Here is a 24,894-nt window from a genome sequence, read left to right on the forward strand (position 1 = left end):
AGAGGGGGCGTCTCCATATCAAGAGACTTCCCTTGCATGCAAATTGGCGCTGGACCGGACGTGCTGATAGAGGAGCGCGTTCACACACCAGAGGGAGACGCGGGGCGGGGTGTGGACGCGTGCACGCGTTCACGAAGTCGACAGGGTGCAAACCGGACACCGGACGCGCCCGCGGCGGTAATCGTTCCGTGACCTCCGCCACATCGATGAGAGCCGGCTGAGAGAGGAGCTTGGCCTGGGCCTCAACGGATGGTAGGTGCGGGGCAATTCGGGCGTATTAGCGAAAGCCCAAGATCACAGGCTTGATCACCTGCGTCCGCAATGTCCGTTACGGCGTCAATAAAGAGTGACACGCCCGGGATTCGCCGTCGCGATTGAGCAACTGTGGCAGAGCACACGTTTCTTGAAGATATGAAGGAGCCCCTGGTACCGCTTATTCCCATGTCCCACACCGCTCACATACGCAGCCACCGGAAGCCCCGCCGCAGCGCCTCGAAAGTGGCGATGCGGGCCGGAGTTGCCGGTGGCGTCCTCGGCACCCTGGCAGTCGCCGGTGCGTCCGGTTCGGCGAACGCCGCCGAACCCGTGACGCAGACCCTCGAACTGCCCACCCTGACGGCCGACATGTCCGTCCAGGTCGCCCAGTCCGCGGAGGTCACGCAGCAGGCCGCCGCGAACTACCAGCTCCAGGCCGAGCGCGACGCGGCCGCCGCAAAGGCCGCGAAGCAGGCCAAGGCGGACCTTGCCGACGCCAAGAAGAAGGCCGAGGCGAAGAAGAAGGCCGAGGAGGCCGCCCGCAAGGCCGCCGCCGAGCGCGCCTCACGCACCGCCGAGCGGACCACCCTGACCGCTTCCGCCTCCGCTTCCGCCTCCGATTCCGGTTCGGGCGCCTCCGCGAGCGTCTCCACCGGCAGCTCCACGGCGACCGGTTCGGCCGCCGCCGTCATCTCGTTCGTGAAGGCCCAGGTCGGCAAGGCGTATGTCTCCGGCGCCACCGGCCCGTCCGCCTACGACTGCTCCGGGCTCGTGCAGACCGCCTTCAAGCAGGTCGGCATCAGCCTGCCGCGCGTCTCCCAGGACCAGTCGACCGCGGGCACTCAGGTCTCGCTGAGCAACCTCCAGCCGGGCGACATCCTGTACTGGGGTGGCGCGGGCAGCGCGTACCACGTGGGGGTGTACGTCGGGGACGGCATGTTCGTCGGCGCGCAGAACCCCTCCACGGGCGTCGTCGAGAGGCCGCTGTCGTACGACCCGCCGTCCGGCGCGGTACGGGTGCTCTGAGCACACCCGCTTCCGTAAGGGCCGCAGCCGCTCGGGGACTGCGGCCCTTACGGTTCACCCCAGGTCGAAGGTGTTGGGCAGGCCGAGCCGGTAGCGCACCTCGTCGAGGCGCTTGAGGGGTTCCAGCTCCGGTGGACGGAACAGCTCCCACAGCCGGCACCGTTCCGCGTCCGAATTGTCCGCATCCAGGAGCGCGTTGACGGCCCGTCGCGCCGACTCGTTGGCGCCCTCCATCGTCGCCAGGTCCACGTCCGTGCGGACGTAGTCGCCCGCGAGGAAGAAGTTCGGCACGGCGGTCTTCGCCGACGGGCGGTTGTAGAGCGTGCCCGTGGGGTGGATGAGCAGCTGCTCGCGGTTTCGCGGGTCGGGGCCGCCGAGCCCCGTCACCGCGGGGTCCATGAACCAGCCGAGCCGGTCCCCGTCCGTGAGCGTGGTCTTGCCCGAGTCGTTCAGCCCGTCCTTCAGCTGCGCCCACAGCTCGGCGACGATCTCCTCGCGGGTGCACTCACGGGCCGTCTTGCCGTACAGGATGCCGGGCTTGTCCCATTCCGAGACGATCGCCGACAGACAGTCGTGGGCCTGCCCGTCCCCGTAGTCACGCGCGAAGTCCCGCCCGTCCCAGAACTGCGCCTGCCCGATGGCGGTCACCGCCCAGGGCGAGTCCATGCAGTTGATGTGCCCGTGCACGACGGGCGTCGGGGTGCGCAGATAGAACATGACGCCGGTCATCCAGTCCGTCTTCAGCGCGTCGCACCGGCCCAGCTGGGGGTCGGCGGCGCGCAGGGCCCGCCCCCAGGTCGCGCGGGCGTGTTCGACGGGGAGCGCGGAGACGTAGTGGTCGGCGGTGACGGTGCGCTCCGCGCCGCCCTCACGCCCGCGCAGGCGCACTCCGGTCACCCGGCCTGCTTCGTAGACCACCTCGCGCACCTCGGTGCCGAGCACGAACTCGACGCCCCGGGAGCGCAGATACCTCTCCCAGGGATCGATCCACGCCTCGCTCGTGGGGGCGTTGAGGACGCGGTCGACGTCGGCGTCGCCGTCCATGCCCCGGCCCAGCAGGCCCCACAGCAGCAGGGCCTCGATGATGACCCGGCCGACCGTGCGGGTGGAGGCGATCTCGGCCCGGGTGGCGACCAGGTTGCGGGTCTGGCCGATGCCGAGGAGCACCTGGTATTCGCGGCTCATCTCGCCGGCCCGGATGAAGTCCCACCACGCGACCTGCTCCCACTGGCCCTCGCGGCGGGCGTCGCAGCTGGTGAGGTGGACCAGGAGACGGTCGGCGAAATAGGCGGCCTCGTGGGCGGGCAGGCGGGTGCCGAGGTCGAGGACGGACAGGATCTGGTCGCGGATCCAGGAGGGGGTGAGGTCGCCCGGCGCGGGCGGGGTGGTGGCCCGGCGCAGCGGGAAGTGCAGATCGGGGCGGCCGGCACCGCGCGCGAACAGCGCCTCCGTGCCGCTGCGGAGGTTGTCGCGGACTCCGCCCGGGTTGCCGGGGACGGGGATGCGGCGCATCGTGTCGGGCAGGTTCCGGTAGAAGCCGGGGAAGAACCGGAAGCCGTGCTCGCCGGGGAGCGGCCTGCGGCCTTCGGTGCCCGTGCCGGGGACGTCCATCGAGCGGGCCTTGCCGCCGAGGGCGTCGTAGTACTCGTAGACGGTGACGGCGTAGCCGCGTTCGGCCAGTTCGTGGGCGGCACTGAGGCCCGAGACGCCGCCGCCGAGGACGGCGACACGCTTGCCTGCGGCGCCGGGGGCCGCGGCGGCGCGACCCGCCGTGCCCAGGGCTGCGGCCGCTCCCCCGGCCGCCACCCCGCCCGCGGCGGCCAGGAAGCGTCTGCGGGAGTGTCCGACGTGCCCCTGGGAGTGCTGGGCGTGTTCTGTTGTCATGAGAACCGGAGGGTAGGCAGGGGCCCGGCAGGCCGGAACCCCGAAGTCCCGTCACCCACAGCATCCTCACAATCACAAGGAGGCAGCAGATGCCCAGCGTCTTCGTCCAGGGCAGGCCCGTCGACTCGTATCCGCGGCTCGCGCCCGAGGCCGGGCGGGGTGCGGTCCGGCGGATCACCGAGGTCGGCGAGGAGGTCCTGCACAAGCCCTGCCGGGACGTCACCGAGTTCGGGCCGGACCTGGCCGCGCTCATCGCGGACATGTTCCTGACGATGTACGTCGCCGAGGGCGCGGGGCTCGCGGCGAACCAAGTCGGCTTCGGCATCAGGCTGTTCGTCTACGACTGTCCCGACGACGACGGTGGCCGGCATGTCGGGCACATCGTCAACCCCGTGCTGGACCGTATCGGCCCGGCCGGCCGGCGGCTGCTCGACGGGGACGAGGGCTGTCTGTCCGTACCGGGCGCCGTGATGGAGGTGCCGCGTCCGGACCGGGCCGTGGTGCGCGGTCTTGACCGGGAGGGCCGGCCGCTCGTCATCGAGGGCACGGGGTACTTCGCGCGCTGCCTCGCCCATGAGACCGACCATGTGAACGGGCGGCTGTATCTGGACCGGCTCTCCCAGCGGGACCGCAAGGAGGCGCTGCGGCAGATGGCGGACCGCCGGGCGGACGTGTTCGCCCGGCGCGCCACCCGCACGGCGGCGTTCACGTGAGCGCTCCGCGGGGGGCCGTGCGGCGCCGGTCGGCTACGACGCCCAGTGCCGTCCGGCGGCTGCGGCGCCGATGCGGCTGGGCGCGCAGTCCCCCGCCGGCGCCCACCAGAAAGCCTCCCAGCGTCGTCGGGCGGCTGCGGCATCGATGGGGCTGGGCGCGCAGTTCCCCGCGCCCCTTCGGGGCGCTGCCCCACCGCGGCGCGGCGCCCCGGGGTAGACCCTCGGCGCCCACGCCAGCCGAGCGGCTACGGCGCTGACATAGCCAGTCGCGCTGTTCCCGCCGGCGCCCACCAGAGAGCCACGCGGCGTCGTCCGGCGGCTGCGGCGTCGACGTGGCTGGGCGCGCAGTTCCCCGCGCCCCTTCGGGGCGCTCCGGGGTGGGCCCCGGGCAAGCCGGGTGTGGCTTTGTCAGGCCCTTGGGGTCACCTTTGTCAGGCCGTTGATGATTCGGTCCATTGCGTCGCCGCCCGTCGGGTCGGTGAGGTTGGCCAGGAGTTTCAGGGCGAACCTCATCAGCACCGGGTGGCTCAGGCCGCGCTGGGTGGCGATCTGCATGACCTTGGGGTTGCCGATGAGCTTCACGAAGGCGCGGCCCAGCGTGTAGTAGCCGCCGTAGGTGTCCTTGAGGACGCGCGGGTAGCGCTGGAGGGCCAGTTCGCGCTGGCCCGGCGTGGACCGGGCGTGCGCCTGGGCGATGACCTCGGCGGCGATCTGGCCGGATTCCATGGCATAGGCGATGCCCTCGCCGTTGAAGGGGTTCACCAGGCCGCCGGCGTCGCCGACGAGCAGCAGGCCCTTGGTGTAGTGCGGCTGGCGGTTGAAGGCCATGGGGAGCGCGGCGCCGCGGATCGGGCCGGTCATGTTCTCGGGGGTGTAGCCCCAGTCCTCCGGCATGGACGCGCACCAGGCCTTCAGGATCTCTCGCCAGTCCAGGTCCTTGAAGGAGGCGGAGGTGTTGAGCACGCCAAGGCCGACGTTGGAGGTGCCGTCGCCCATGCCGAAGATCCAGCCGTAGCCGGGCAGCAGCCGGTCCTGCGGGCCGCGCCGGTCCCACAGCTCCAGCCAGGACTCCAGGTAGTCGTCGTCGTGACGCGGGGAGGTGAAGTACGTACGGACGGCGACGCCCATCGGGCGGTCCTCGCGGCGGTGCAGTCCCATCGCGAGGGACAGCCGGGTGGAGTTGCCGTCGGCGGCGACCACCAGGGGCGCGTGAAAGGTGACCTCCCGCTTCTCCTCGCCGAGCTTGGCCGTCACACCGGTGATGCGGCCGGTGCGGTCGTCGACGATCGGGCCGGAGACGTTGCAGCGCTCGTACAGCCGGGCGCCCGCCTTCTGCGCCTGGCGGGCCAGCTGCTCGTCGAAGTCGTCGCGTTTGCGGACCAGTCCGTAGTCCGGGTAGGAGGCGAGGTCCGGCCAGTCCAGCTGGAGGCGGACCCCGCCGCCGATGATCCTCAGGCCCTTGTTGCGCAGCCAGCCGGCCTCCTCGGAGATGTCGATGCCCATCGACACGAGCTGCTTGACGGCGCGCGGGGTGAGGCCGTCGCCGCAGACCTTCTCCCGTGGGAACTCGGTCTTCTCCAGCAGGAGTACGCCGAGTCCGGCCCTGGCGAGGTGGTACGCGGTCGTGGAGCCGGCTGGCCCCGCGCCGACGACGATCACATCGGCGGTGTTGTCGGAGAGGGGCTCGGTCACGGCGGGATCTCCCCAAGGTTCGTACGGTGCGTGCCGACCGGCACTGGACATGGGCAGTCTATTCAGCGGCGCTGATCACCCGGCTGAAGGGCTGCCCCGTGAACCGTCCACTACCGCCTTGATCCGTGACGTACGGTAGTCGTCTGTCACAGAAAGCCACCTGTCGCTTCCGGGTGCCCTGCACCGGCGTTACCCTTCCAGTACCGCTGGGGGTGACATCTGTGCACATACCACCCAAAACACCCGAAGTGCGCGTCCCGCGCCTCATCGGCCTGATGGCCGTGGACGCACGCGAGCGGGCCCGGGCACAGGGCCTGTTCCTCAACGCGCCGGACCGACCGGATTTCCACCGCACGGTCGTCGACTATGTCGTGCGCCAGTACCCGCAGCCCGGTGCCGAGGTGCCGCGAGAGTCGATGGTGTACGTGTGGTTCGACTTCGGTGAGGGCGACGGCGGCGGAGGCGTCCGCGAGCCACGCATCCCGAGACCGCCCGCGGGCGGGCTGCAACGGGAACTGGACGAACCGGGCGGCGCCTTCGAGATGACCAACCGCTAGCGGACGGGCGCGCGGTCAGGACTCCTTGAAGCCCCGGTGCAGGGCCACCACACCGCCGGTGAGGTTGCGCCAGGCCACCTTCGACCAGCCCGCGCGGCGCAGCCGCTCGGCCAGTCCGGCCTGGTCGGGCCAGGCACGGATGGACTCGGCGAGGTAGACGTAGGCGTCCGGGCTGGAGGAGACCGCCCGCGCCACCGGCGGCAGCGCGCGCATCAGGTACTCGGTGTAGACGGTGCGGAAGGGCGCCCACGTGGGATGCGAGAACTCGCAGATCACGACGCGCCCGCCGGGCCGGGTCACCCGGTGCATCTCGCGCAGTGCGGCGTCCGTGTCCTGCACGTTGCGCAGTCCGAAGGAGATCGTCACGGCGTCGAAGGTGTCGTCCTTGAACGGCAGCCGTGTCGCGTCGCCCGCGGTGAAGGGCAGCCAGGCGTGGCGCTTCTTGCCGACCTGGAGCATGCCGAGGGAGAAGTCGCAGGGCACGACGTAGGCGCCGGTCCGGGTGAAGGGCAGCGACGAGGTGGCCGTGCCCGCCGCGAGGTCCAGGACCTTCTGAGCGGGGCGCGCGTCGACCGCGCTCGCGACCTCCTTGCGCCAGCGCCGGTCCTGGCCGAGCGACAGGACGTCGTTGGTCAGGTCGTACCGTTCCGCCACGACGTCGAACATCGAGGCGACTTCGTGCGGCTGCTTGTCCAGGGATGCGCGGGTCACCCGCCCATTGTGGCAGCAGGGGGTGGGCCGGCCGCGCGGCGCCCTCGGCGTCGTCACGCCGTGCGCCCGGCCGGTCGGCGGGCCCTCGGCTCCGGCGGCGTCGGCGGCGCGGGCAGCAGCCTCGGCCGCTTGCGCGCGGCCACGTCCTCCACCCAGCCGCACAGCAGGACGAAGACCGCGATCAGGATCCAGCCGATGCCGAACAGGAACCACTGGCTGTCCAGCGGCAGATACCTCTCGAAGGCGGGCACGTCCCAGAGCCGGTCGATCAGCGGTACGGCGAGGACGAGCGCGATCTCGTGCCAGAGGTAGATCGTCATCGCGCGGGCGTTGAAGACCGCCACGAGCCGGTCGGTCCGGGGCAGCCGGGCAAGCCGCGCGAAGTCGATCCGGAAGTACGCCTTCGCCCACATCAGCAGCGTGCCGAATCCGGCCGACCAGTACGCCTGCGCCAGCGGGATCTCGTCCAGGTCGTACGTGCCGAACTCGGCCCGGTGCGCGAGGGCGTACCAGCCGCCGTAGCCGAGCGCGGCGAGCGAGAAGGTGACGACGGCGGCCGGTCGGATCCGCCGGAGCACCCCGTCGTGGTGGGCGAAGCCCAGGATCCAGCAGAACAGGTACGTCGACAGGTCCCACAGGGCGCTGCCCAGCCTGCCGTCCGGGGGCGACCAGAGGAAGGCCAGCACCGAGACGGGCGCGAGGGACAGCAGCAGGACCGGGACCGGAGCCCTGCGGAACAGCCACAGCAGGCCCGGGGAGAGCAGCACGAACCAGAGGTACGTCCGCAGGTACCAGAGGACTTCCCAGACCTGCTCGGCCCACGCGTCGCCCGGGGGATCGCCGAGCGGCACGACCCAGTAGACGACCTGGCGGCCCGGCAGCCAGCCGTGCACCAGCATCGCGAGGACGACGAAGAGGCCCCAGAACCAGAACGGCACGAGGAGTCTGCGCAGCCGGCTGCGGAGGACCGTGCGCGCGGGCCGCTCCAGGGACCTGGCCATCAGGGAGCCGGCCAGGCCGAACATGATCCCCATGGACGGGAAGACCATGCCGCACCAGGCCCAGCCGAAGGTGTGGTACGTGACGACGCGGACGAGGGCGACCGCGCGCAGCGTGTCGAAGTACCGGTCCCGGCGGCCCGTCCGCGACCGGGAGGGCAGCGCCCGCGGCGGCCCGCCGGGCTCCGGGCCGGCGTCGGGCACCGGGACCGGCGCCGCGGCCGGCACCGGCGACCTGGTTCCGCCCTTGCTGTGCGCGCCCACTCAGCCCACCCCCGCCGCGGTGCCGGCCTCGCCGGTCCGCTTCAGCTTCTGCCAGCGCAGCCGGCCGCCGGTGAGGGCGGTGACGCAGGAGTGGATGAGGACGAGGTACATCAGCTGCCGGTAGGCCAGTTGCTGGAGCGGCATCATCAGCAGGTAGCGGTACTTCTCCCGATCCAGCCGGAACGCGTAGGCGGCGCACAGCAGTTGGACGCCGAGGACCGCGAGCCAGGCCAGCAGGGCGGCCCGGAAGTCGACGAAGAGCATCGAGTAGACGGTGAACACGTCGATGAGCGGGGCGAAGAGCGGCGTGACGATCTGGAAGAGCACCACCAGCGGCATGCCGACCCGGCCGAACCGTCCCGAAGGCCCCCGGTCCGTCAGGGACTTGCGGTGCTTCCACAGCGCCTGCATGGTGCCGTACGACCAACGGTAGCGCTGCGACCACAGCTGCCCCAGCGAACCGGGCGCCTCCGTCCAGGCCCTGGCGTGCTCCTGGTAGACGACCCGCCGTCCCGCGCGGTGCAGGGCGATGGTGATGTCGGTGTCCTCGGCGAGCGTGTCGTGGCTCATCCCGCCGGCCTCCAGCACCGCCTCGCGGCGGAAGGCGCCGATCGCGCCAGGGATCGTCGGCATGCAGCGCAGCAGGTCGTACATGCGCCGGTCCAGGTTGAAGCCCATCACGTACTCGATGTGCTGCCAGGCCCCGATGACCGTGTCGCGGTTGCCGACCTTGGCGTTGCCGGCGACCGCGCCGACCTCCGGATCGGCGAAGGGCTGCACGAGCTGCCGTACGGTGTCCGGCTCGAAGACGGTGTCGCCGTCCATCATCACGACGATGTCGTGACGGGCGTGCCGGACGCCGTTGTTGAGGGCCGCCGGTTTGCCCGCGTTCTCCTGCCGTACGACTCGGAGGTTCGGCAGGCCGAGGGACTCGGCGATCTCGGCGGTGCCGTCTGTCGAGCCGTCGTCCACCACGATGATCTCGATGGGATGCGTGCTTCTGGCCAGCGATCCGAGGGTGGCGGCGATGCACTCCTTCTCGTTGTACGCCGGGACGATCACGCTCACCGGGCGGGTGACCGGCGGGCCCCAGCCGAACCGGCGCCTGTTGCGCTGCCTGTGGTGGCGCCGGGCGAGGACCAGCATCATCGCGAAGCGGCCCAGCACGGCGACGCCGACGACGATCAGCCCGGCGGACAGCGCGGGCACGGTCCACTCGGCGACGGCCACCGCCGCGATGAGGGCCCTGCCCTCGTAGAGGGTCGTGCCGGTGGCGATGCGGTGGGCGGCCTGCGACCCGGAGACGGCGGACGCCTCGGATGCGCCGCCCGCGGTGCCGGTGCCGCCGTCCCGCACCGCACCGGCCGCCCCCGTCGCCGCCGCGTTCCGCTGCCCCAGGACGCCGCTGATGGTGGTGAAGGTGTATCCCTTCGCGCGCATCTTCTCGATGTAGCGCGACAGCGCGGCGATGGTCTGGGAGCGCTCGCCGCCCGCGTCGTGGAAGAGGACCGCGGCGCCCTCGCCGGCCTTCGGTGTGGCCCACTTGACGATCTTCGAGACGCCCGGCCGCTTCCAGTCGTCGCTGTCGGTGTCGACGAAGACGCTGGTGTAGCCGTCGGCGCCGAGCTTCTTGTAGACGGGCCAGCTGTAGTCGTCGATGGCGTCGGTCTCCGACGAGTACGGCGCGCGGAAGAGGGTCGTGGTGATGCCCGCGGCGCCCGCGAGGGCGAGTTGCGTCTGCTCCATCTCACGCTTGATGCGCGCGTCGCTCTGGTAGGACAGGTCGACGTGCGTGAACGTGTGGATGCCGACCTCGTTGCCCTGGTCGACCATGGTCCGCACGATGCCGGGGTGGCGCGACACCATCGAGCCGACGAGGAAGAACGTGCCGGGGACCCCGTACTCGCGCAGGATGTCGAGGACCTTGGGGGTCCAGGTCGGGTCGGGGCCGTCGTCGAAGGTGAGCGCGATGGTCTTGGCCGGGACGGAGACGGCGGTCGCCCGGCCGCCCCGGAAGGTGAGGATGGGGCCGCCGTCGAGCACCGTGTCCGGTACGTCGCTGGAGCCGGCCCCGGTGCGCACCCGCTGGTCGCCGCCGACCTCGGCGCGCAGATAGCCGTCGAGCAGCAGCACACAGGTCAGCGCGAGCAGGAGCAGCAGGGCGAGGATGACGCGCGGCTTGTGCAGGGCCGCGGCGCGGCCGGCCGCGCGCTCCATGCGGGTGGGGGCGCGGCGGCGGCCCCGGGAGGGCGTCTGATGGGTCATGGGATGGCTGCGTTCCGGTCAGTGGGCCACCGCGTACGCGGCCGAGGACGGGGAGGAGGACGGGGAAGGGGACGAGGAAGAGGAAGAGACCGGCGACGGGGTGGCGGCGCCCGAGGGAGGGGCCGACGGCTCGGCGCCGGTCGGACGGGCCTGGCTGCCGGTGCCGCCGCCCGGCCCGAAGCCGTCGGGAACCTGCCCGCCGCCGGGGACCCGCCCGTTTCCGCCGCCCGCGAAGGGGAGCAGGGAGGACGGGCTCAGCGAGGTGCCCCAGCCCATGAAGGCGGCGCCGAGCACGCCCGCGTACGCGAGACAGACGACGCCGAGGAGGACGCCGAGGCGGCGCAGCACCTTCGACCGGCGTCCTGAGGCGTCCACGAACACGGGTCCCTCGGCGGAGCCGTTGCCGCGTTTGCGGCGGCGACCGCGCCCGGCGGCACGGCTTTCGATGACAGTCTCGGAATGCATTCCCCGGATATTAGGGAGCCTTTATGTGTCCCGTTCTCTGGAATTGTTGTGAACCGCCCATGAGAGAACGGCCAACCTGTCACTTTCCTGAGAGATTCCCCGGACGGCCACCCGGACCTCACCCCGAGAACTGGCCTCAATCCTCCGAATTGAACACCAGATTTTCCCGCCTTGCCCGTATTTGTCGGCGAGTTGACTGTGCGTCGTCTGTGACGCAAAAGCCCGGCGGGCGGCCGGTCGAGTGTGAGACATTTCCCCTCGGAAAAGGCGGTCCGATACCGTCCCGAGACGGATCGTGAGACCGACATCACGAGAGCGGGAGCATGCGCGATGGGGAGATTCCTGGGGCCGGCGGCCGGGTTCGCCGGTGTGATCGCACTGGCCGTCACGGGATGCTCCGGGGGCTCCGGGGGCACATCGGACGCAGCGCCCGCCGCGACCGGCACGCCCGGCTCGACCGGCACGCCCGGCTCGTCGACTTCCCACAGCACCGCCTACGCCCCCTACGTCAGCGCCACCGAGGCGTCCGGCAACGACGCCACAGGCTCTCCGGCGACGTACAACCTCGCCTTCGTGCTCTCTGACGGCAGCCGTTGCACGCCGAAGTGGAACGGCACCCGGTCGGTCACCGACTCCGCGGTGGCCTCCCGTATCTCCCGGCTGAAGCGGGACGGCGCGACGGTCCGGGTCTCCTTCGGCGGGGCGTCCGGGACGGAACTCGCACGGACCTGCGACAGTGCGTCAGAACTGGCGGCGGCCTACGGTGCGGCACTGGACGCCGCGGGCGCCGACCAGGCCGACTTCGACATCGAGGGCGACACGCTCGCCGACTCCTCCTCGGTCGCCCTGCGCTCGGCGGCGATCGCGCTGTTGCAGCAGGAACGCCCCGGCCTGAAGGTCTCCTTCACCCTGCCGGTGATGCCGTCCGGGCTCGACGCCGAGGGCCTTTCCCTGCTGGAGTCCGCGAACACGCACGACGTCCAGGTGTCGACCGTCAACATCATGACCATGAACTACGGCGAGTCGTTCACGGGCGACATGGGCGGCTACGCCCTCGCCTCCGCGAAGGCCGCGCACAGTCAGCTGAAGAAGGTCTTCGGCCTGACCGACGCGGGCGCCTGGCGGGGCATGGCCGTGACCTCGATGATCGGCGTCAACGACGTCTCCGGCGAGACGTTCACGCTCTCCGACGCGGCCCAGGTGCGTACGTTCGCGAAGGAGAAGGAGCTGGCCTGGGTGTCGATGTGGGCGACGTTCCGCGACCGGCCCTGCGAGGACGGGGCGTCGGTGCGGGAGGAAGCGGCGACGAACTGCAGCGGCGTGTCCCAGCGAACGGGAGCCTTCGCGACGGCGTTCGCGGGCTGAACCCGGCCGCGGACCGCCCCACGGCGGCCGGCAGTCGGCGCCTCAAGACAGCCGACGGCCGGGCGCCCTGGCGCCCGGCCGGGCACTCGCTCAGCGCCTGCGGTGCACGAGGCGCCCCGCGCAGACCGTCGCGATACAGGCGCCGGAGTCGTCCAGGACGGCGAGATCGGCGCGCCCCGTCGGACGGACCGCGGTCGGCCCGGGAGCCGGCAGCACGACCACGTCGTTCCGCTCGGCGGCGGCCCGCAGTTCGGGCGAGTCGACGTGCTCCGCCAGGACCGCCACCGCGCCGAGCTTCAGCACCGCGTGGACACGTTCGCGCGGGCTCGGGGCGTCCGGGAGCGGTCCTTCGTGGACACGGGCAGGGCCCAGCGCGCCCGGCCATCTGCGCACCCGCGCGCCCGGGTACCGCTCCCGCAGGTCCTCGAACGTCCCCACCGCGCCGATCCGGTCGTTCCCCACCACCACGGCACCGTTCTCGACCGGAGTCGACTCCCAGGTCACATACACCCGGTCGGCCGCGTGGATGGTCTCCACCTCGCTCCCGCCCGTCAGTTGGACGCGAGCAGCTTCAGTTCGGGGTGGGCCGTGCCGCCCTCGATGGCCGTGGACGAGATGTGCGACATCACCCGCTCGTCGACGGGGTCGTTCGCCGGGTCGTCGTGCACGACAAGGTGCTCGTACGTCGTCGCGCGCTGCGCCGGGACCCGGCCCGCCTTGCGGATCAGGTCGATGATCTCCAGCCGGTTGGAGCGGTGCTTGGCGCCCGCGGAGGAGACCACGTTCTCCTCCAGCATGATCGAGCCGAGGTCGTCGGCGCCGTAGTGCAGGGACAGCTGGCCGACCTCCTTGCCCGTGGTCAGCCAGGACCCCTGAATGTGCTGGACGTTGTCGAGGAAGACGCGGGCGATCGCGATCATCCGCAGGTACTCGAAGAGCGTGGCCTGGGTGCGGCCCTTCAGATGGTTGTTCTCGGGCTGGTAGGTGTACGGGATGAACGCCCGGAAGCCGCCCGTGCGGTCCTGCACGTCCCGGATCATCCGCAGGTGCTCGATCCGCTCGGCGTTGGTCTCGCCCGTGCCCATCAGCATGGTCGACGTGGACTCCACGCCCAGCCGGTGCGCGGTCTCCATGATCTCCAGCCAGCGCTCGCCGCTCTCCTTCAGCGGCGCGATGGCCTTGCGCGGCCGCTCCGGCAGCAGTTCGGCGCCCGCGCCCGCGAAGGAGTCGAGGCCCGCCTCGTGGATCCGGGTGATGGCCTCCTCGACCGTCACCCCGGAGATCCGGGCCATGTGCTCGACCTCCGAGGCGCCCAGCGAGTGGATCACCAGCTGGGGGAACGCCTCTTTGATGGCCCGGAAGTGCTTCTCGTAGTACTCGACGCCGTAGTCGGGGTGGTGGCCGCCCTGGAACATGATCTGCGTGCCGCCCAGTTCGACGGTCTCGGCGCAGCGCCGCAGGATGTCGTCGAGGTCGCGGGTCCAGCCCTTGGCGGTGTCCTTGGGGGCGGCGTAGAAGGCGCAGAACTTGCACGCGGTCACGCAGACGTTGGTGTAGTTGATGTTGCGCTCGATGATGTACGTCGCGATGTGCTCGATGCCCGCGTACTTGCGCCGGCGTACCGCGTCCGCGGCGGCGCCCAGCGCGTGCAGCGGGGCGTCGCGGTAGAGGTCGAGCGCTTCCTCGGGGGTGATCCGCCCCCCGGCGGCCGCACGGTCGAGGACGGACTGGAGGTCGGCCTTCTCGGTCACCGGGGCGTCCCTTTCGTCAAGGAAATCAAAAGGTGCGCGCGAAGCGCTCGGTACAAGGGGGTCGGTACAGGAGGAAGACGGGCGGACGGACCGAACCAGCCTACGCCAGCCCCCTCACCGGCCCGCCTTCAGGCCGCGTACGCGCCGATCAGCAGGCCCGCGTACGCCCCGGCGATCAGGAACGGTCCGAACGGGATCGCCGTCTTGCGGCCCGCCCGCCGGCCGGCCACGAGGGCGCCGGCGTACACCGCGCCGAACAGGAAGCCGGCGAAGGTGCCGAGCAGCAGGGTCGGCCAGCCGTACCAGCCGAGCGCCGCGCCCGCCCCGAGGGCCAGCTTCACATCGCCGAAGCCCATGCCGCCGGGGTTGATCAGGAACAGCACGAAGTAGCCGCCGCCGAGCGCGAGGGCGCCGTAGAGCGCGGTGAGCCAGTGGCCGGCGTGCTCGGGCACGAGGGCCGCCAGGGCGAGCAGGCCGAGCGCGGCGGCGGCCAGCGGCAGGGTCAGCGGGTCCGGCAGCCGCTGCACCCGGAAGTCCACGACCGCGAGCAGCACCCCGAGGGGCGCGAGCAGCAGCCAGACGCCAAGTTCGGGACGGGTGCCGGTGGCGGCGGCGAGAGCGGCGCAGAGCAGCGCGGTGACGACGGCGAGGACGGGGACACGGGGGCCGTACCGTGACGCCCTGCCGACGGTCCACGCGGTCCGGCCCGCCGAAGCCCCACCACCGACCGCGTCGGCGCCCGCGCCGTCCGCGCCCACACCGCCGGCCGGGGGTGGGGGGCAGGCGGTGCAGTGGGCCGGGCCGAGCCAGCCCCGTACCGGGTGGCCGGCCGGGCAGAGGTGCTGCCAGGGCTCGCCCGCCGGGGCGGAGAAGCGGTAGGCGGCCCGGGGCAGCAGCGCGCCCGCCGCCGCGCCCCACAGCGCGGCGGCGACGATCGTCGCGAAGTCGCTCATCCCGCGACGGCGCCGTCGCGCCACGACGGCAGCAGCTCGTCGAGGAGCGCTTCCGTGCGCGGCGGCAGGCCGCGGGCACCGCTGCGGGCGAGCAGATCGGCGGCGAGCGAACGGACCCGTCCGGGTTCTCCGGTGGCGTGGGTGGCGCGCAGCAGCTCGTTCCACAGCCGCTCGTCGGACGGCGCGGTCCGCAGCGCCGCGTCCAGCGCCTCGATCGCCTTCTCCGCGCGGTCCTTCTCCAGGTGGAACGCGGACAGCGCGAGCCCGATGTCGGCGACCAGCAGCGGGAGCCGGGCGTCGATGATCTCGTGGGTGAGCCAGCGGTAGCGGTCCTCGGGGCGGTCCGCGAGCAGCGGCCCGCGGACCAGGACCAGCGCGTCGGTGAGCAGCCGTCCGCGCACCGCCCGGCTGTCCACGCCCTTGCCCTGCGTGGCCTCGTGGTAGAGGGAGCGCAGCACGTCCAGGTCGGAGACCACGGACTTGGCGAGCGTGAGCCGGCCGGTCGCGTCGGTGCCGAGCCGTGCCGTGCCGTCCGGGTCGCTGCCGAGCCAGCCGCGCAGCCGCTCGACGAGCGCGGCCCGTACGTCCTCGGTGACACCGCGCGGCCACAGCGCGGAGGCCAGCACGCGCGGGTGGACACCCTCGCGGTGCAGGAGCAGCAGGGCCAGCGCCTCGTGGAGCAGCGCGCTGCGCTCGCCGTCCGGGGTGTCCAGGCCGATGATCTCGTACGGTCCGACGAGCCGGGCGTACACCGCGGGCCGGCCCTGCTCGCTGATGTCCACGAGGAACGGCGGGGCGTTGACCGGGCCGTCCGGATCGCGGTCGGGATCGGCGTCGACGAACAGTTCGACGACGGCGCGCTGCTGGACGGCGGGCAGCATCTGGGCGTCCAGTTCGAGGCCGAGCAGCGGAGCGAGCAGCCTGCCCTCGGCCGTGATCTCCATCTCCCAGGCGGCGCCGGGCAGTTCGCCGGTCTCGGTGCCGACCAGGTAGCCGATGCCGAGGCGGCCGGCGTCGGCGGCGAGTTCGGCGAGCCGGAGCGCGTCCTCGGCGGAGGGCTGTGCGGCGAGCAGCACCAGGTGTGGCGCCCAACGGGTGTGCTGGGCGGGCCCGGTACGGCCGGTGAGGACGGAGTCGTGCCCGGCGGCGCCCAGTGCCCCGCGGCGCTGCCGGGTCTCGGCCTCCATGGTCTCGATGAGCGCGTCGATGCCGTCGAGGTGGCGCAGCCGGTTCGGGGCGAGCGGGGTGAGGTCGGCGCCGAAGCCGACGAGGGTGATGGTCATGCGGTCCGACCAGCCGTTGGTGGCGAGTTCGGCGGCGACCGAGGCGAACACGGCGGCCCGGTCGGCCTCGCGTCCGCTGAGCGAGACGATGCCGGGCACCGCCTCCAGGTTGAGCAGCAGCCGGGAGTCGTCCATGGTGCCGAGGCTGACCAGACCCGGGTAGGGCGCCGCGGTGTCCACGTCGTCGTACCGCTCGGCGTCGGCCCGGGCGAGCATCCAGAACGTCTGGTCCTGCCCGAGCTGCCAGGGCGCGGGCGGTTTCCCGGCCGGCTGGGCGAGCTGGAGGTGCAGGTCGCCGTTGCTCAGCCAGGCGGCGTAGACGACGGGCAGGGCCCGCGACTCGGCGGCGAGGGCGGCGGCCAGGCCGCGCAGCGACCGGTCGAGCAGCCGTACGCCCTCGGGGTCGGCGCCGACCAGCAGCGCGTCCTGCGCGTCCTGGGCGTCGCCGGACGGTGTGGGCGGCTCCATGCCGCGCCGGCCGCCGACGGCCCCGAGCGCCGCCTGCCACAGCGCCTGCCGGCGCCGGCGTCCGAGGGCACCGAGCAGGCCGGCGGCGAGGAGGGGCGCGCCGATGAGGGCTTCGGGCAGGCCGAAGCCGTCGGCGGCGTGGCGGGTGGAGCCGTTCCCTGCGGGGCTCGCGTGCTGCTGCCCGCGCTCGTGCGCCTCCCCGTGCCCGGCGCCGGCGTCCGTGCCGGGCCGCTGCTCGGGCCGCGAGGCGTGGGAGGCGTCCGCGCCGCCGCTGCCGCCGCCCTCCTGGGCGTGGCCCTGGTCCTGGTCGCCGGTCCTCGCGTAGTCGTGGATCTGCTGCTGGACGTCCGGGGAGACCTGGGCGTCGGGCATCTCGACCAGTTCGCCGCCGCGTGCGTCGGCGGGCATCTCCATGATCCAGCCGGGCCGGATCAGGCTCGCCTCGGACAGCCGCGAACCGTCGGGCTGTACGCGGTCCTTGTTGAGTTCGTAGATCTCCTTGTACCGGCGGCCGTCGCCGAGGTGTCGCTGCGCTATCTCCCACAGGGAGTCGTGGTGGCGTCCCTCGGGCGGCTGGATCCGGTAGTACTTGGTCCCGCCGTCCCTGGCGGAGGCGGCGCCGGTGTCCGCGTGGGCGGCGGCCTGCGCGGCCTGCTCGGCGAGGGCGGCGGCGGTGCCGGCGGCCTGTTCCTGCTGCTGGGCGAAGAGTCCCGGGGTCTGCTGGGCGGCGGCGACCGTGCCCTTCTGGTTGCCCTCCAGGCTGTGCCCCAGCTGCGAAAGGCCCGGGGTGAGGCTGGCCGCGGTGGCGCCGACCAGCAGCAGCGCGGCGACGAGTTGACGGGCGAGCAGCTGGCTGGGGCCGGCGCCGGGGACGCGTCCGGCCAGGCCCACGCCGGACAGCGCGGCCTTGGCCTCCACGAGCACGCAGGCGGTGAACTGGGCCCAGGCGAGCCACACGATCACCGTCAGCACGTTCAGGAAGGTCTGGACGGTGATCTCCTGTTGCAGCCAGTCCAGTTTCGGCGCCCCGCTCGGCAGCGGCCAGCCGACCTGGACGGCCAGGGCGCCGGGCACGCCGACGACGAGCACGAGCAGGGCGATGAACGCGAGGAACGCCTTGACGAAGTCCCCGAACGTACGGCGCCGCACGCGTACCGGCTGCGGTGTCCGATTCCTCGGGCCGGTCGGGCTTCCCGTCGAGCTTGATGTGCTGCGTCGCGCCATGGCGGGTGTCCTGGGTCGTGTGGGAGAGGCGTGGGTCGGGGGCGGGTGGAACCTACAGAGATCCTATGGACTGGGACCGACACCGTCGAAGCCCCGACGGCACCCGAACCCGGCGCCCGGAAAGCCCAGTTCACCGAATCCCGGCTCCGCCGGTTCGCCCGGGACCGGTTCCGTCCGTGGCATCAGCCCACCTGGTTCTCTGCCAGGGCGCGGCCGTGTACGACGACGTTTCCGCCGTAGAACAGGCCCGTGAACACCGGCTGGTAGGTCAACTGCACCTCGACCTCGACCTGTTGGGCGTCGGCCGCCACGCAGTGGCTCGCGGCGATGTCGGGGCCGGTCATGTCCATCTCGCGGGCGAAGGTCTTCACCCGCGCGTCGCAGTTCTGGTAGTTGATCGGCGCGGGGCCGCCCTGGTTGTCGTAGAGGGCTTCCTTGTCGATGTCCTGGGCGGCGTAACGGGCCGCCTGTTCCGCGATGTCGGCGGCGCGTTCCCGCTTCGAGATGGACAGGCCGCCGTCGATCACGAACGCCGACAGGGACAGGAAGACAAGGGTGAAGATGATCACCGCGCCCGCGCCCGAGCCCCGGTCGTCCAGCCTCGGCCGGCGGGCGGACCACCACGCACGTACGACTGTCCTCACGCCGTCCTCCGGAACGGGTCCAGCGGGGAACTGAAGCTCGCCGACAGCCGGGTCGGGACGTCGAGGCCCAGCATGGCCAGGCCCCGCACCTGGCAGCTCACCTCGACCGTGAAGAGGGTGTCGGGTGCGAAGCCCTGGCTGGTCTGGACGACGGACACCGGCCCCGAGCAGACGTCGGCCAGGTCCGCCTCGGCGGCCCTGCGGGCCTCGGCCAGGGCGGTCGCGTGGTCCTTCTGGATCGAGCCCGCGCGCGCCGCGTCGCGCGCGGCGCCGTCCAACGCTCCCCGCCCGTCGACCAGTTGCCCGAAGGCCACCAGGACCAGGATGAACAGGATCATCACCGGGGCCAGGATCACCACCTCGACCGTCGACAGGCCGCGGTCGCCTCGGGCCGGTCGTCCGAAGGCGGCGAAGAAGCGGGCCGTGGGCATTCAGTTGCCCCCTTCCGGTACGAATCGCTCCACCGGCCCGGAGGACCGCGCGTGCACCGTCAGGTCGAGGCCGGGGAAGACCGTGGGCACCCGCGCGGAGATCTCCACGCCCACCGTGTTCGGTTCGGGCTGGAGCAGCTTCACGTCCGGTGCCAGCACGAGTTGCGGGCCGAGTTGGCGGATGTAGGAGTCGACGACGTCACGCGCCTCGCCCCGCCAGCCGCCCGGCTGCTCGTCAGCCGTGGCGCGGGCCTTGCGGGCGCCCGCCTGGGCCGCCGCCTGGGCCACGTGGTCGGCGAAGAAGTACAACGCGAACTGCACCGTGGCGAAGATCATGAAGAACAGGACGGGGGTGAGCAGCACGAACTCGATCGCGGTCATGCCGGAGTCACCGGCCTCGCCGTGCGCGGCCCGCGCACGGCGGCGCGCCCATCTGACCACGCCCACCATCAACCCCCGTCACCCCGTCGTCGTGCGTAGTGCGTCGCGTGCAGTACGTGGTGCGTAGCGCGGTCAGCAGGTCTTGCCCGCGTCGGCGCCCTTGATGCAGTCGCCGACCTTGTTCGCGCCCTCGCTCAGCGCGGCGTTGATGATCGCGGCCACCACGCCGACGATCGCCACGACGACCGCGGAGATGATGACCCACTCGACGGCGGATGCGCCGCGGTCCAGTTCGCCGGAGCGGGCGCGCCGCACCCGGGCCTGCAAGAAGGTGACCAGGAAGTCCACCGTCGGGATTCCGGTGCGGACGGTGCGTTCGGTCATGGGAGTCGTCCTCTCAACTCAGCTCGACTCGGCTGGTGGTTCGGGCAGTGGAGCTCATGGAAGCTGGGGAAGCAAGGGCGGCTGTGGCGGCCCGGGGTCACGGATCGTAGGACGAGGCGTACGTCTGGGTCGGTTCACACCTGGAACACCCGCATGGCCGCAGGGAAGATCAGGAACACCAGGAAGCCGGCGCACAGCAGCAGTTGCGCCACGAGCATCGACTGCGACTTCTCGCCCGCGCTGCCCTCGATCTCGGCGAGTTCGCGGTGCCGCATCGTCTCGGCGCGGGAGGCCAGCGATTCGCGCACCTTGGCGCCGTCGTCCGCGACCAGCGCCAGCGAGGCCGAGAGGTCCTTCAGCTCCTCCACGCCCAGCTCCTCGCCGAGTTGGCCGAGCGCCTGCCACTGGCTGATGCCGGTGATCCGGGCGTCGGCAAGCGCGCTGCGGATGCGCTGGTTGGCCCAGCCGTCGGACACCTCGGCCGCCGCCATCAGCGCCTCGGGCAGGCCCCGCCCGCCGGCCAGGCTCATCGACACCAGGTCCAGATAGGCGCCGATCACCCGCCGCAGGTCCCGGCGCTTGTCGGCGGCGTCCCGCCGTACCTCCAGATCGGGCAGGAAGAAGAACAGCGCACCGCACAACAGGGCCAGCCAGACCGGGATGAGCGGGCTGCGGCCGAAGCCCAGCGTCCAGACCACCGCGAACAGGAACGGCCCGAAGAACAGCCCGGCCGTGGCCAGCAGCACCTTCGTCGCCAGGAACTTCTCCCAGCTGCGGTCGAGGACCGCGAGGTCGGCGCGGAGCGAGCGCTGCTCCCAGCCCTGGTGCAGATAGAACTCGGAGACACGGGCGCCGATTTCGGCACGCAGCGAGCCGAAGCGCCCGGTGTCCTGGGTCTGCCGCGCCGACTCGTACGCCGCGCCCCTCGCGCGCATCGCGTCGATGCGGGCGACCTGGGCGACCGCGCTCCGCTTCGACGGCATCAGGGCGCGGATGAGGACGTAGACACCCAGTCCGAAGACCACGCCGACCAGGATCGGCATCGTCAGGTTCACCGGCGTGCACCTTCTTCCGACGGGGACGACTGGAACGGCGGGGACTGCTGGGCCTGTTGGGGCTGCGGCCCGCCCGGGGCCGCGGCGCGCGGCCGTACGAACTGCACCGAGGACTCGTCGCGGATCAGGAAGCGTTCGGGCGTCTCGATCGTGGACAGCTTGCGCAGCCACCAGAAGCCGAGGGCGAACAGGGCGCAGACGACGGCGAGCACGAGCTGGCCGACGGGGGTGCCGTACGGCGAGACGAAGTCGCGGTTGAAGATGGCGAGGCCGAGGACGAAGGCGATGGACACCGCGACCACGATCTGCACCGAGCGGCGGGTGGAGGCGCGCTGCGCCATCACGCGCTGGCGCATGTCGACCTCCTCGCGCGCCGACTTGGCGAGCGCGCCGAGGACCTGGCGCAGACCGGGGCCGCGCAGCCGGGCGTTGAGGATCAGCGCGGCCACGATGATGTCGGCGGACGCGTCGTCGATCTCGTCGGCGAGATGCTGAAGCGCCTCGGGCAGCGGGGTGCGGGCGCGCAACCGGTTGACGAGCGCGTCGAGATGGGGCCGCAGGACGGGGGCCGCGGCGCGCGCGGACGCCGGTATGGCCTGCTCCAGGCCGACCGCGCCCGCGATGGTGTCGCGCAGTGACTCCGTCCAGGAGGCAAGGGCCTCCACCCGGCGCATGGCGGCCCGCTCCTCCGCGGCGCCGCCGAAGAGCCGGTCCCAGAAGAAGACGAGGACGCCGGCCGCGAGTCCGGCCACCGCCCAGCGGGTCAGCAGCAGCACGGCGAGGCCGACGATGGCGGCGAGCGAGCCGCGCTGTCCGGCGAACCGGATCAGCTCGGCGAACCGCTCGTCGGCCTTCTGCTTCTCGTGCGCGGGCTTGGCGGGCAGGCCGCGTACGGCGAGCATCAGCAGCGCGAGTCCGCCGCCGACGGCGACGCCGCTGCCGATCGAGTACAGGACGGTGGTGGAGAAGAGGCCGCCCATGGAGCCGAGCGAGCCGAGCGCCGTGTGCGTGGCCGCGTCGGCGGCGAAGTACGTCATGGTCACCCCCACGCCCCGTGCGGCTGGTAGCCGTAGGCCATCAGGTCCTCCAGGCAGGCTATGGGCGCGTGCGGTACGACCCGGCCGTCGGGGGTCTCGGCGAACACCTCGCTGGACAGCACCCGGCCGTCGACGCCGTTGACCTCGCGGACGGAGGTGACCATGCGCTGGAGCCGGCCCCCGCTGTGGTAGTCGTTGCGCCGCTGGATGAAGACGACGAAGTTCACCGCGCCCGCGATCAGCATCTGGCTCGCCTCGATGGGCAGCCGCTCGGATGCCTGCAACGCATACGTGGAGATGCGGTTGAAGACCTCGCTCGAGCTGTTGGCGTGGATCGTGGACAGCGAGCCGTCGTTGCCCTGCGACATCGCGTTGAGCATGGTGACGATCTCGTCGCCCAGCACCTCACCGACGATCACCCGGGAGGGGTTCATGCGCAGTGAGCGGCGGACCAGTTCGGCCATGCTGATGGCGCCCTGGCCCTCGGAGTTGGGCAGCCGCTCCTCGAACGCCACCACGTTGGGGTGCAGGTCGGGGAAGGTGTCCAGCCCCAGTTCCAGGGCGCGTTCGACGGTGATGAGCCGTTCGTTCGGCGGGATCTCGTTGGCCAGGGCGCGCAGCAGCGTGGTCTTGCCCGCGTTGGTGGCCCCGGCGATCATGATGTTCTTGCGGGCGCGCACGGCGCAGGCGAGGAAGTGTCCCAACTCCGGGCCCAGGGTGCCGTTGCCGACGAGGTCGGAGATGAACACCTTGCCCATGCGGGCACGCCGGATGGACAGCGCGGGCCGCCGGGCGACGTCCATGACGGCGGAGAGCCGGGAGCCGTCGGGCAGCCGCAGGTCGAGCTGCGGGTTGGCGGAGTCGAACGGCCGGGAGGACAGACCGGAGTAGGCGCCCAGCACCTGGATCAGCTCGATCAGTTCCTCGTCGGTCTCGGCGACCGGCTCGCCTCTGGTCTCCCGCCCGTCCGAGTAGCCGACGAAGACCTGGTCGCAGCCGTTGATGTCGATGTTCTCGACGTCGGGGTCGTCCAGCAGGGGCTGGAGCCGGCCCACGCCGAACAGCGCGGCGTGCACGGCGGCCGCGTACTGCTCCTCGGTCTCGGCGTCGAGGGGGGTACGGCCCGCGTTGATCTCGGTGCGGGCGTACTCCTCCAGGATCTGGGCGATGACCGCGCGCGCGTACTGCCGTTCGTCCTCCGTGGACATCGGCGTGACGCCGCCCACCTGGTCGAGACGGCGCTGCTCGGCGATGCGGTCGCCGGCGTCCTGCCGGAACCGCTTGACCAACTGGTGGTCGACAGCGGTCATCGGCCGGCCCCCGCATGACCCTGCTGGGGCCGCTGCGCCTGGTGGGGCTGGTGGGACTGGTGGGCCTGGGCGGAGGCGGCCCAGGCGGCGCCGTACTGCTGGTACAGGTCGGCGGTCACCTTGCGGGCGGAGCGGATCAGCAGGGACTTGTCGAGGCGGCCCCGCTTGCGGCCGGCCAACTGGTCGGCGCCGGTGGGGTCGTCGGCGAGGGTGCCGACCACCCGGGCGCCGGTCTGGGCGTGCACCAGCATATCGTTGACCTGGTCGGCGATCTTCGCCGAGCTGTTCGGGTCGGCGATCAGGACGACGCCGATGAGCGGGGTGGCGAGGGTCGCGGCGCCGCGCGGACCGCCGTGCAGCTTGGCGGAGAGGGCGGCGGCGCGGTCCCGGACGCGGGCCAGCGACTCGGGTTCGGTGCGCGAGACGAGCAGCACGAGGGCGGCGTGCGGGAACAGTTCGACGGCCGGGGTGTCCCCGCTGATGCGCCCGCAGTCGGCGAGGACGTCGGCGGGCGCGTTCGGGGAGTCGGCGAGGGAGGCGAAGGCGTGCCCGAGCGTGGGCCAGAGCCCGGCGAGACCGGCGGCCTGCTCGGCGATGCCGAGCCCGACGAGCACTTCGAGACCGCCGCTCAACGGCTGGACGTGGTCCCAGAGTTGGTCGGGCACCAGGCCCCGGCGGGCGGTGGCGGCGATGGACAGCATGCCGGTGTTCGGGTTGAGCGGTCCGCCGTGCGCGGCGGCGCTGCGGTAGACCAGGTCTCCGCCGGCCGGGTCGGCCTCGGCGAGCAGTGCGCGCCGTGGCCAGACCGCCGCGAGGGCGACGGCCGCGGTGGTGACGCCGGGGGAACCCTTGTCGGCGGCGAGAGCGATGAGCGCCATGGGGTGGGTTCCGCCTCTTAGTCGGTGCCGGGGACGCGGACGAGGGCCACTTCGCCGTTGGACGCGGCCTGCGCCAGCGCGGCCGCCTTGTCGCCGTCCACGGCCAGGGTGACGGCCAGGTTGGTGCTGCTGACGAGTTCGTCGCTCTTCTTCGGGACGGACGTGACACGGGCCTGCTCGACGATCACGGAACCGCTGCCGGCCGAGGAGGAGGATTCGGACGAACCGCCGCCGGAGGAGCCGCTGTTGCCGCCGACGCGGTAGGCGGCGACGATGTCTCCGGCCTTGAGCCCGGACGGGTACTGCCCCTCCTTGAGGGCCAGGCCGACGGTGGCCTTGCCGGCTTCCGGCCCGTGCTCCGTCGTGAACATCTGGCCGACCGCAACCACCCCGCCCGGGATGGTGCTCTTGGCCTTGAGCTTCTTCAGTCCGTCGACCTGTGCCCACGGGACGTAGTTGATGCCGCTGTCCTCGGCCACCATCACGGAGGTCACATTGCTGTCGGTGACGGACCCGCCCGCCGGGATCTCCTGCGTGATCTTGACGACCTCGATCCGGTCTCCGGCGCGCAGCACGAGCGTCGTGGCGCCCAACGCGCCGAGCAGGATCAGCAGTACGGCGAGCGCGGCCAACGCCGGTTTGCGCTCGCGAGGCGGAGTGGGCAGCCGGTCACCGACCGACGGCTGAGCCGGAGCGGCGGCACGATTCGCGCCCGCCCCCGTACGCTCCTGGATCTTCACGCAACCGCTCCCCGTACGCCCAAGAAATGCCTGCCAAGTTCCGTGCACAAGCGGACACTTCACCCCCGAACGCTCGCACGTGACGCACGAGACGCGCTAAACGCACCGCTCGACCTGGGCGGATACCCAGCGCCAGAGTGAGTGTCAAGCGATCGCACCG

The 24,894-nt window shown here is 72.0% G+C and carries 23 protein-coding genes; 4 read left to right on the forward strand and 19 right to left on the reverse strand.

All coding sequences use genetic code 11. From position 1 onward, the window contains the following. Window positions 1–441 precede the first annotated feature (441 nt). On the forward strand, window positions 442–1,281 hold the full coding sequence (locus tag ACIRFL_RS18070; protein WP_404029416.1) for a C40 family peptidase: 840 nt from the start codon (window positions 442–444) through the stop codon (window positions 1,279–1,281). A gap of 54 nt (window positions 1,282–1,335) precedes the next feature. Here ACIRFL_RS18070 and ACIRFL_RS18075 read toward each other — a convergent pair whose 3' ends face one another. Next, entirely contained in the window at window positions 1,336–3,165 is a 1,830-nt protein-coding gene (locus tag ACIRFL_RS18075; RefSeq protein WP_404029418.1) for an FAD-dependent oxidoreductase, read from the reverse strand. A gap of 89 nt (window positions 3,166–3,254) precedes the next feature. Here ACIRFL_RS18075 and def point away from each other — a divergent pair, with 89 nt between their 5' ends. Next, on the forward strand, window positions 3,255–3,878 hold the full coding sequence (gene def / locus ACIRFL_RS18080) for a peptide deformylase (RefSeq protein WP_404029420.1): 624 nt from the start codon (window positions 3,255–3,257) through the stop codon (window positions 3,876–3,878). A 408-nt stretch (window positions 3,879–4,286) separates the two neighbouring features. On the opposite strand, the gene ACIRFL_RS18085 is transcribed toward def, so the two are convergent. After that, the gene (locus ACIRFL_RS18085; RefSeq protein ID WP_404029421.1) at window positions 4,287–5,621 is read right to left on the reverse strand and encodes a geranylgeranyl reductase family protein; all 1,335 of its coding nucleotides are present in this window, start codon (window positions 5,619–5,621) and stop codon (window positions 4,287–4,289) included. 197 nt (window positions 5,622–5,818) lie between these two features. Between ACIRFL_RS18085 and ACIRFL_RS18090 the strand changes: the two genes are divergently transcribed. Continuing rightward, window positions 5,819–6,127 carry a PASTA domain-containing protein gene (locus ACIRFL_RS18090; RefSeq protein ID WP_388716281.1) on the forward strand — a complete coding sequence of 103 codons (309 nt, stop codon included), beginning with the start codon at window positions 5,819–5,821 and terminating at the stop codon, window positions 6,125–6,127. Between the two features lie 15 nt (window positions 6,128–6,142). Here the strand turns inward: ACIRFL_RS18090 and ACIRFL_RS18095 are convergent, their stop codons facing one another. Genes ACIRFL_RS18095 through ACIRFL_RS18110 form a run of 4 tightly spaced genes read right to left on the reverse strand, consistent with a single transcriptional unit; the run spans window position 6,143 to window position 10,830 of the window. Then, window positions 6,143–6,838 (reverse strand): demethylmenaquinone methyltransferase, encoded by a 696-nt coding sequence (locus ACIRFL_RS18095; protein WP_404029423.1) that lies wholly within the window; start codon window positions 6,836–6,838, stop codon window positions 6,143–6,145. Window positions 6,839–6,891: 53 nt separating this feature from the next. Next, on the reverse strand, window positions 6,892–8,100 hold the full coding sequence (locus tag ACIRFL_RS18100) for an acyltransferase (protein WP_404029425.1): 1,209 nt from the start codon (window positions 8,098–8,100) through the stop codon (window positions 6,892–6,894). After that, window positions 8,101–10,365 carry a bifunctional polysaccharide deacetylase/glycosyltransferase family 2 protein gene (locus tag ACIRFL_RS18105; protein ID WP_404029427.1) on the reverse strand — a complete coding sequence of 755 codons (2,265 nt, stop codon included), beginning with the start codon at window positions 10,363–10,365 and terminating at the stop codon, window positions 8,101–8,103. A gap of 18 nt (window positions 10,366–10,383) precedes the next feature. Continuing rightward, complete coding sequence (locus ACIRFL_RS18110; protein ID WP_404029429.1) at window positions 10,384–10,830, reverse strand: hypothetical protein; 447 nt, start codon at window positions 10,828–10,830, stop codon at window positions 10,384–10,386. A 330-nt stretch (window positions 10,831–11,160) separates the two neighbouring features. On the opposite strand from ACIRFL_RS18110, the gene ACIRFL_RS18115 reads away from it, so the two are divergent. Further along, a complete protein-coding gene (locus ACIRFL_RS18115; protein ID WP_404029431.1) occupies window positions 11,161–12,195 on the forward strand; it encodes a chitinase in 1,035 nt (344 codons plus the stop codon). A gap of 90 nt (window positions 12,196–12,285) precedes the next feature. Here the strand turns inward: ACIRFL_RS18115 and ACIRFL_RS18120 are convergent, their stop codons facing one another. From ACIRFL_RS18120 to ACIRFL_RS18180, 13 genes are all read right to left on the reverse strand, one after another. Then, the gene (locus ACIRFL_RS18120) at window positions 12,286–12,732 is read right to left on the reverse strand and encodes an imidazolonepropionase-like domain-containing protein (protein ID WP_404029432.1); all 447 of its coding nucleotides are present in this window, start codon (window positions 12,730–12,732) and stop codon (window positions 12,286–12,288) included. A 14-nt stretch (window positions 12,733–12,746) separates the two neighbouring features. Then, a complete protein-coding gene (gene mqnC, locus ACIRFL_RS18125) occupies window positions 12,747–13,946 on the reverse strand; it encodes a cyclic dehypoxanthinyl futalosine synthase (protein ID WP_404029433.1) in 1,200 nt (399 codons plus the stop codon). A gap of 128 nt (window positions 13,947–14,074) precedes the next feature. Continuing rightward, window positions 14,075–14,899 carry a prepilin peptidase gene (locus ACIRFL_RS18130; protein WP_404029434.1) on the reverse strand — a complete coding sequence of 275 codons (825 nt, stop codon included), beginning with the start codon at window positions 14,897–14,899 and terminating at the stop codon, window positions 14,075–14,077. Further along, window positions 14,896–17,874 carry a BTAD domain-containing putative transcriptional regulator gene (locus ACIRFL_RS18135; RefSeq protein ID WP_404029435.1) on the reverse strand — a complete coding sequence of 993 codons (2,979 nt, stop codon included), beginning with the start codon at window positions 17,872–17,874 and terminating at the stop codon, window positions 14,896–14,898. Before ACIRFL_RS18135 ends, ACIRFL_RS18130 begins: the two co-directional genes overlap by 4 nt. 182 nt (window positions 17,875–18,056) lie before the next feature. Continuing rightward, window positions 18,057–18,518 (reverse strand): TadE/TadG family type IV pilus assembly protein, encoded by a 462-nt coding sequence (locus ACIRFL_RS18140; RefSeq protein WP_404029437.1) that lies wholly within the window; start codon window positions 18,516–18,518, stop codon window positions 18,057–18,059. After that, window positions 18,515–18,949, reverse strand: a complete 435-nt coding sequence (locus tag ACIRFL_RS18145; protein WP_404029439.1) for a TadE/TadG family type IV pilus assembly protein — start codon at window positions 18,947–18,949, stop codon at window positions 18,515–18,517. Before ACIRFL_RS18145 ends, ACIRFL_RS18140 begins: the two co-directional genes overlap by 4 nt. After that, a complete protein-coding gene (locus ACIRFL_RS18150) occupies window positions 18,950–19,399 on the reverse strand; it encodes a TadE family protein (protein ID WP_404029440.1) in 450 nt (149 codons plus the stop codon). A 63-nt stretch (window positions 19,400–19,462) separates the two neighbouring features. Next, complete coding sequence (locus tag ACIRFL_RS18155) at window positions 19,463–19,714, reverse strand: hypothetical protein (RefSeq protein ID WP_404029442.1); 252 nt, start codon at window positions 19,712–19,714, stop codon at window positions 19,463–19,465. A 134-nt stretch (window positions 19,715–19,848) separates the two neighbouring features. Continuing rightward, entirely contained in the window at window positions 19,849–20,769 is a 921-nt protein-coding gene (locus tag ACIRFL_RS18160) for a type II secretion system F family protein (RefSeq protein ID WP_404029443.1), read from the reverse strand. Next, window positions 20,766–21,806 carry a type II secretion system F family protein gene (locus ACIRFL_RS18165; protein ID WP_404029444.1) on the reverse strand — a complete coding sequence of 347 codons (1,041 nt, stop codon included), beginning with the start codon at window positions 21,804–21,806 and terminating at the stop codon, window positions 20,766–20,768. The genes ACIRFL_RS18160 and ACIRFL_RS18165 overlap by 4 nt, the downstream gene beginning before the upstream one ends. Before the next feature lie 2 nt (window positions 21,807–21,808). Next, entirely contained in the window at window positions 21,809–23,116 is a 1,308-nt protein-coding gene (locus tag ACIRFL_RS18170; protein ID WP_404029446.1) for a CpaF family protein, read from the reverse strand. Then, window positions 23,113–23,994 (reverse strand): hypothetical protein, encoded by an 882-nt coding sequence (locus ACIRFL_RS18175; protein WP_404029448.1) that lies wholly within the window; start codon window positions 23,992–23,994, stop codon window positions 23,113–23,115. The genes ACIRFL_RS18170 and ACIRFL_RS18175 overlap by 4 nt, the downstream gene beginning before the upstream one ends. A 17-nt stretch (window positions 23,995–24,011) precedes the next feature. Then, window positions 24,012–24,734 (reverse strand): hypothetical protein, encoded by a 723-nt coding sequence (locus ACIRFL_RS18180; protein WP_404029450.1) that lies wholly within the window; start codon window positions 24,732–24,734, stop codon window positions 24,012–24,014. Between the last annotated feature and the right edge of the window lie 160 nt (window positions 24,735–24,894).

Source organism: Streptomyces sp. NPDC102462 (assembly GCF_044765425.1).
GTDB lineage: Bacteria > Actinomycetota > Actinomycetes > Streptomycetales > Streptomycetaceae > Streptomyces.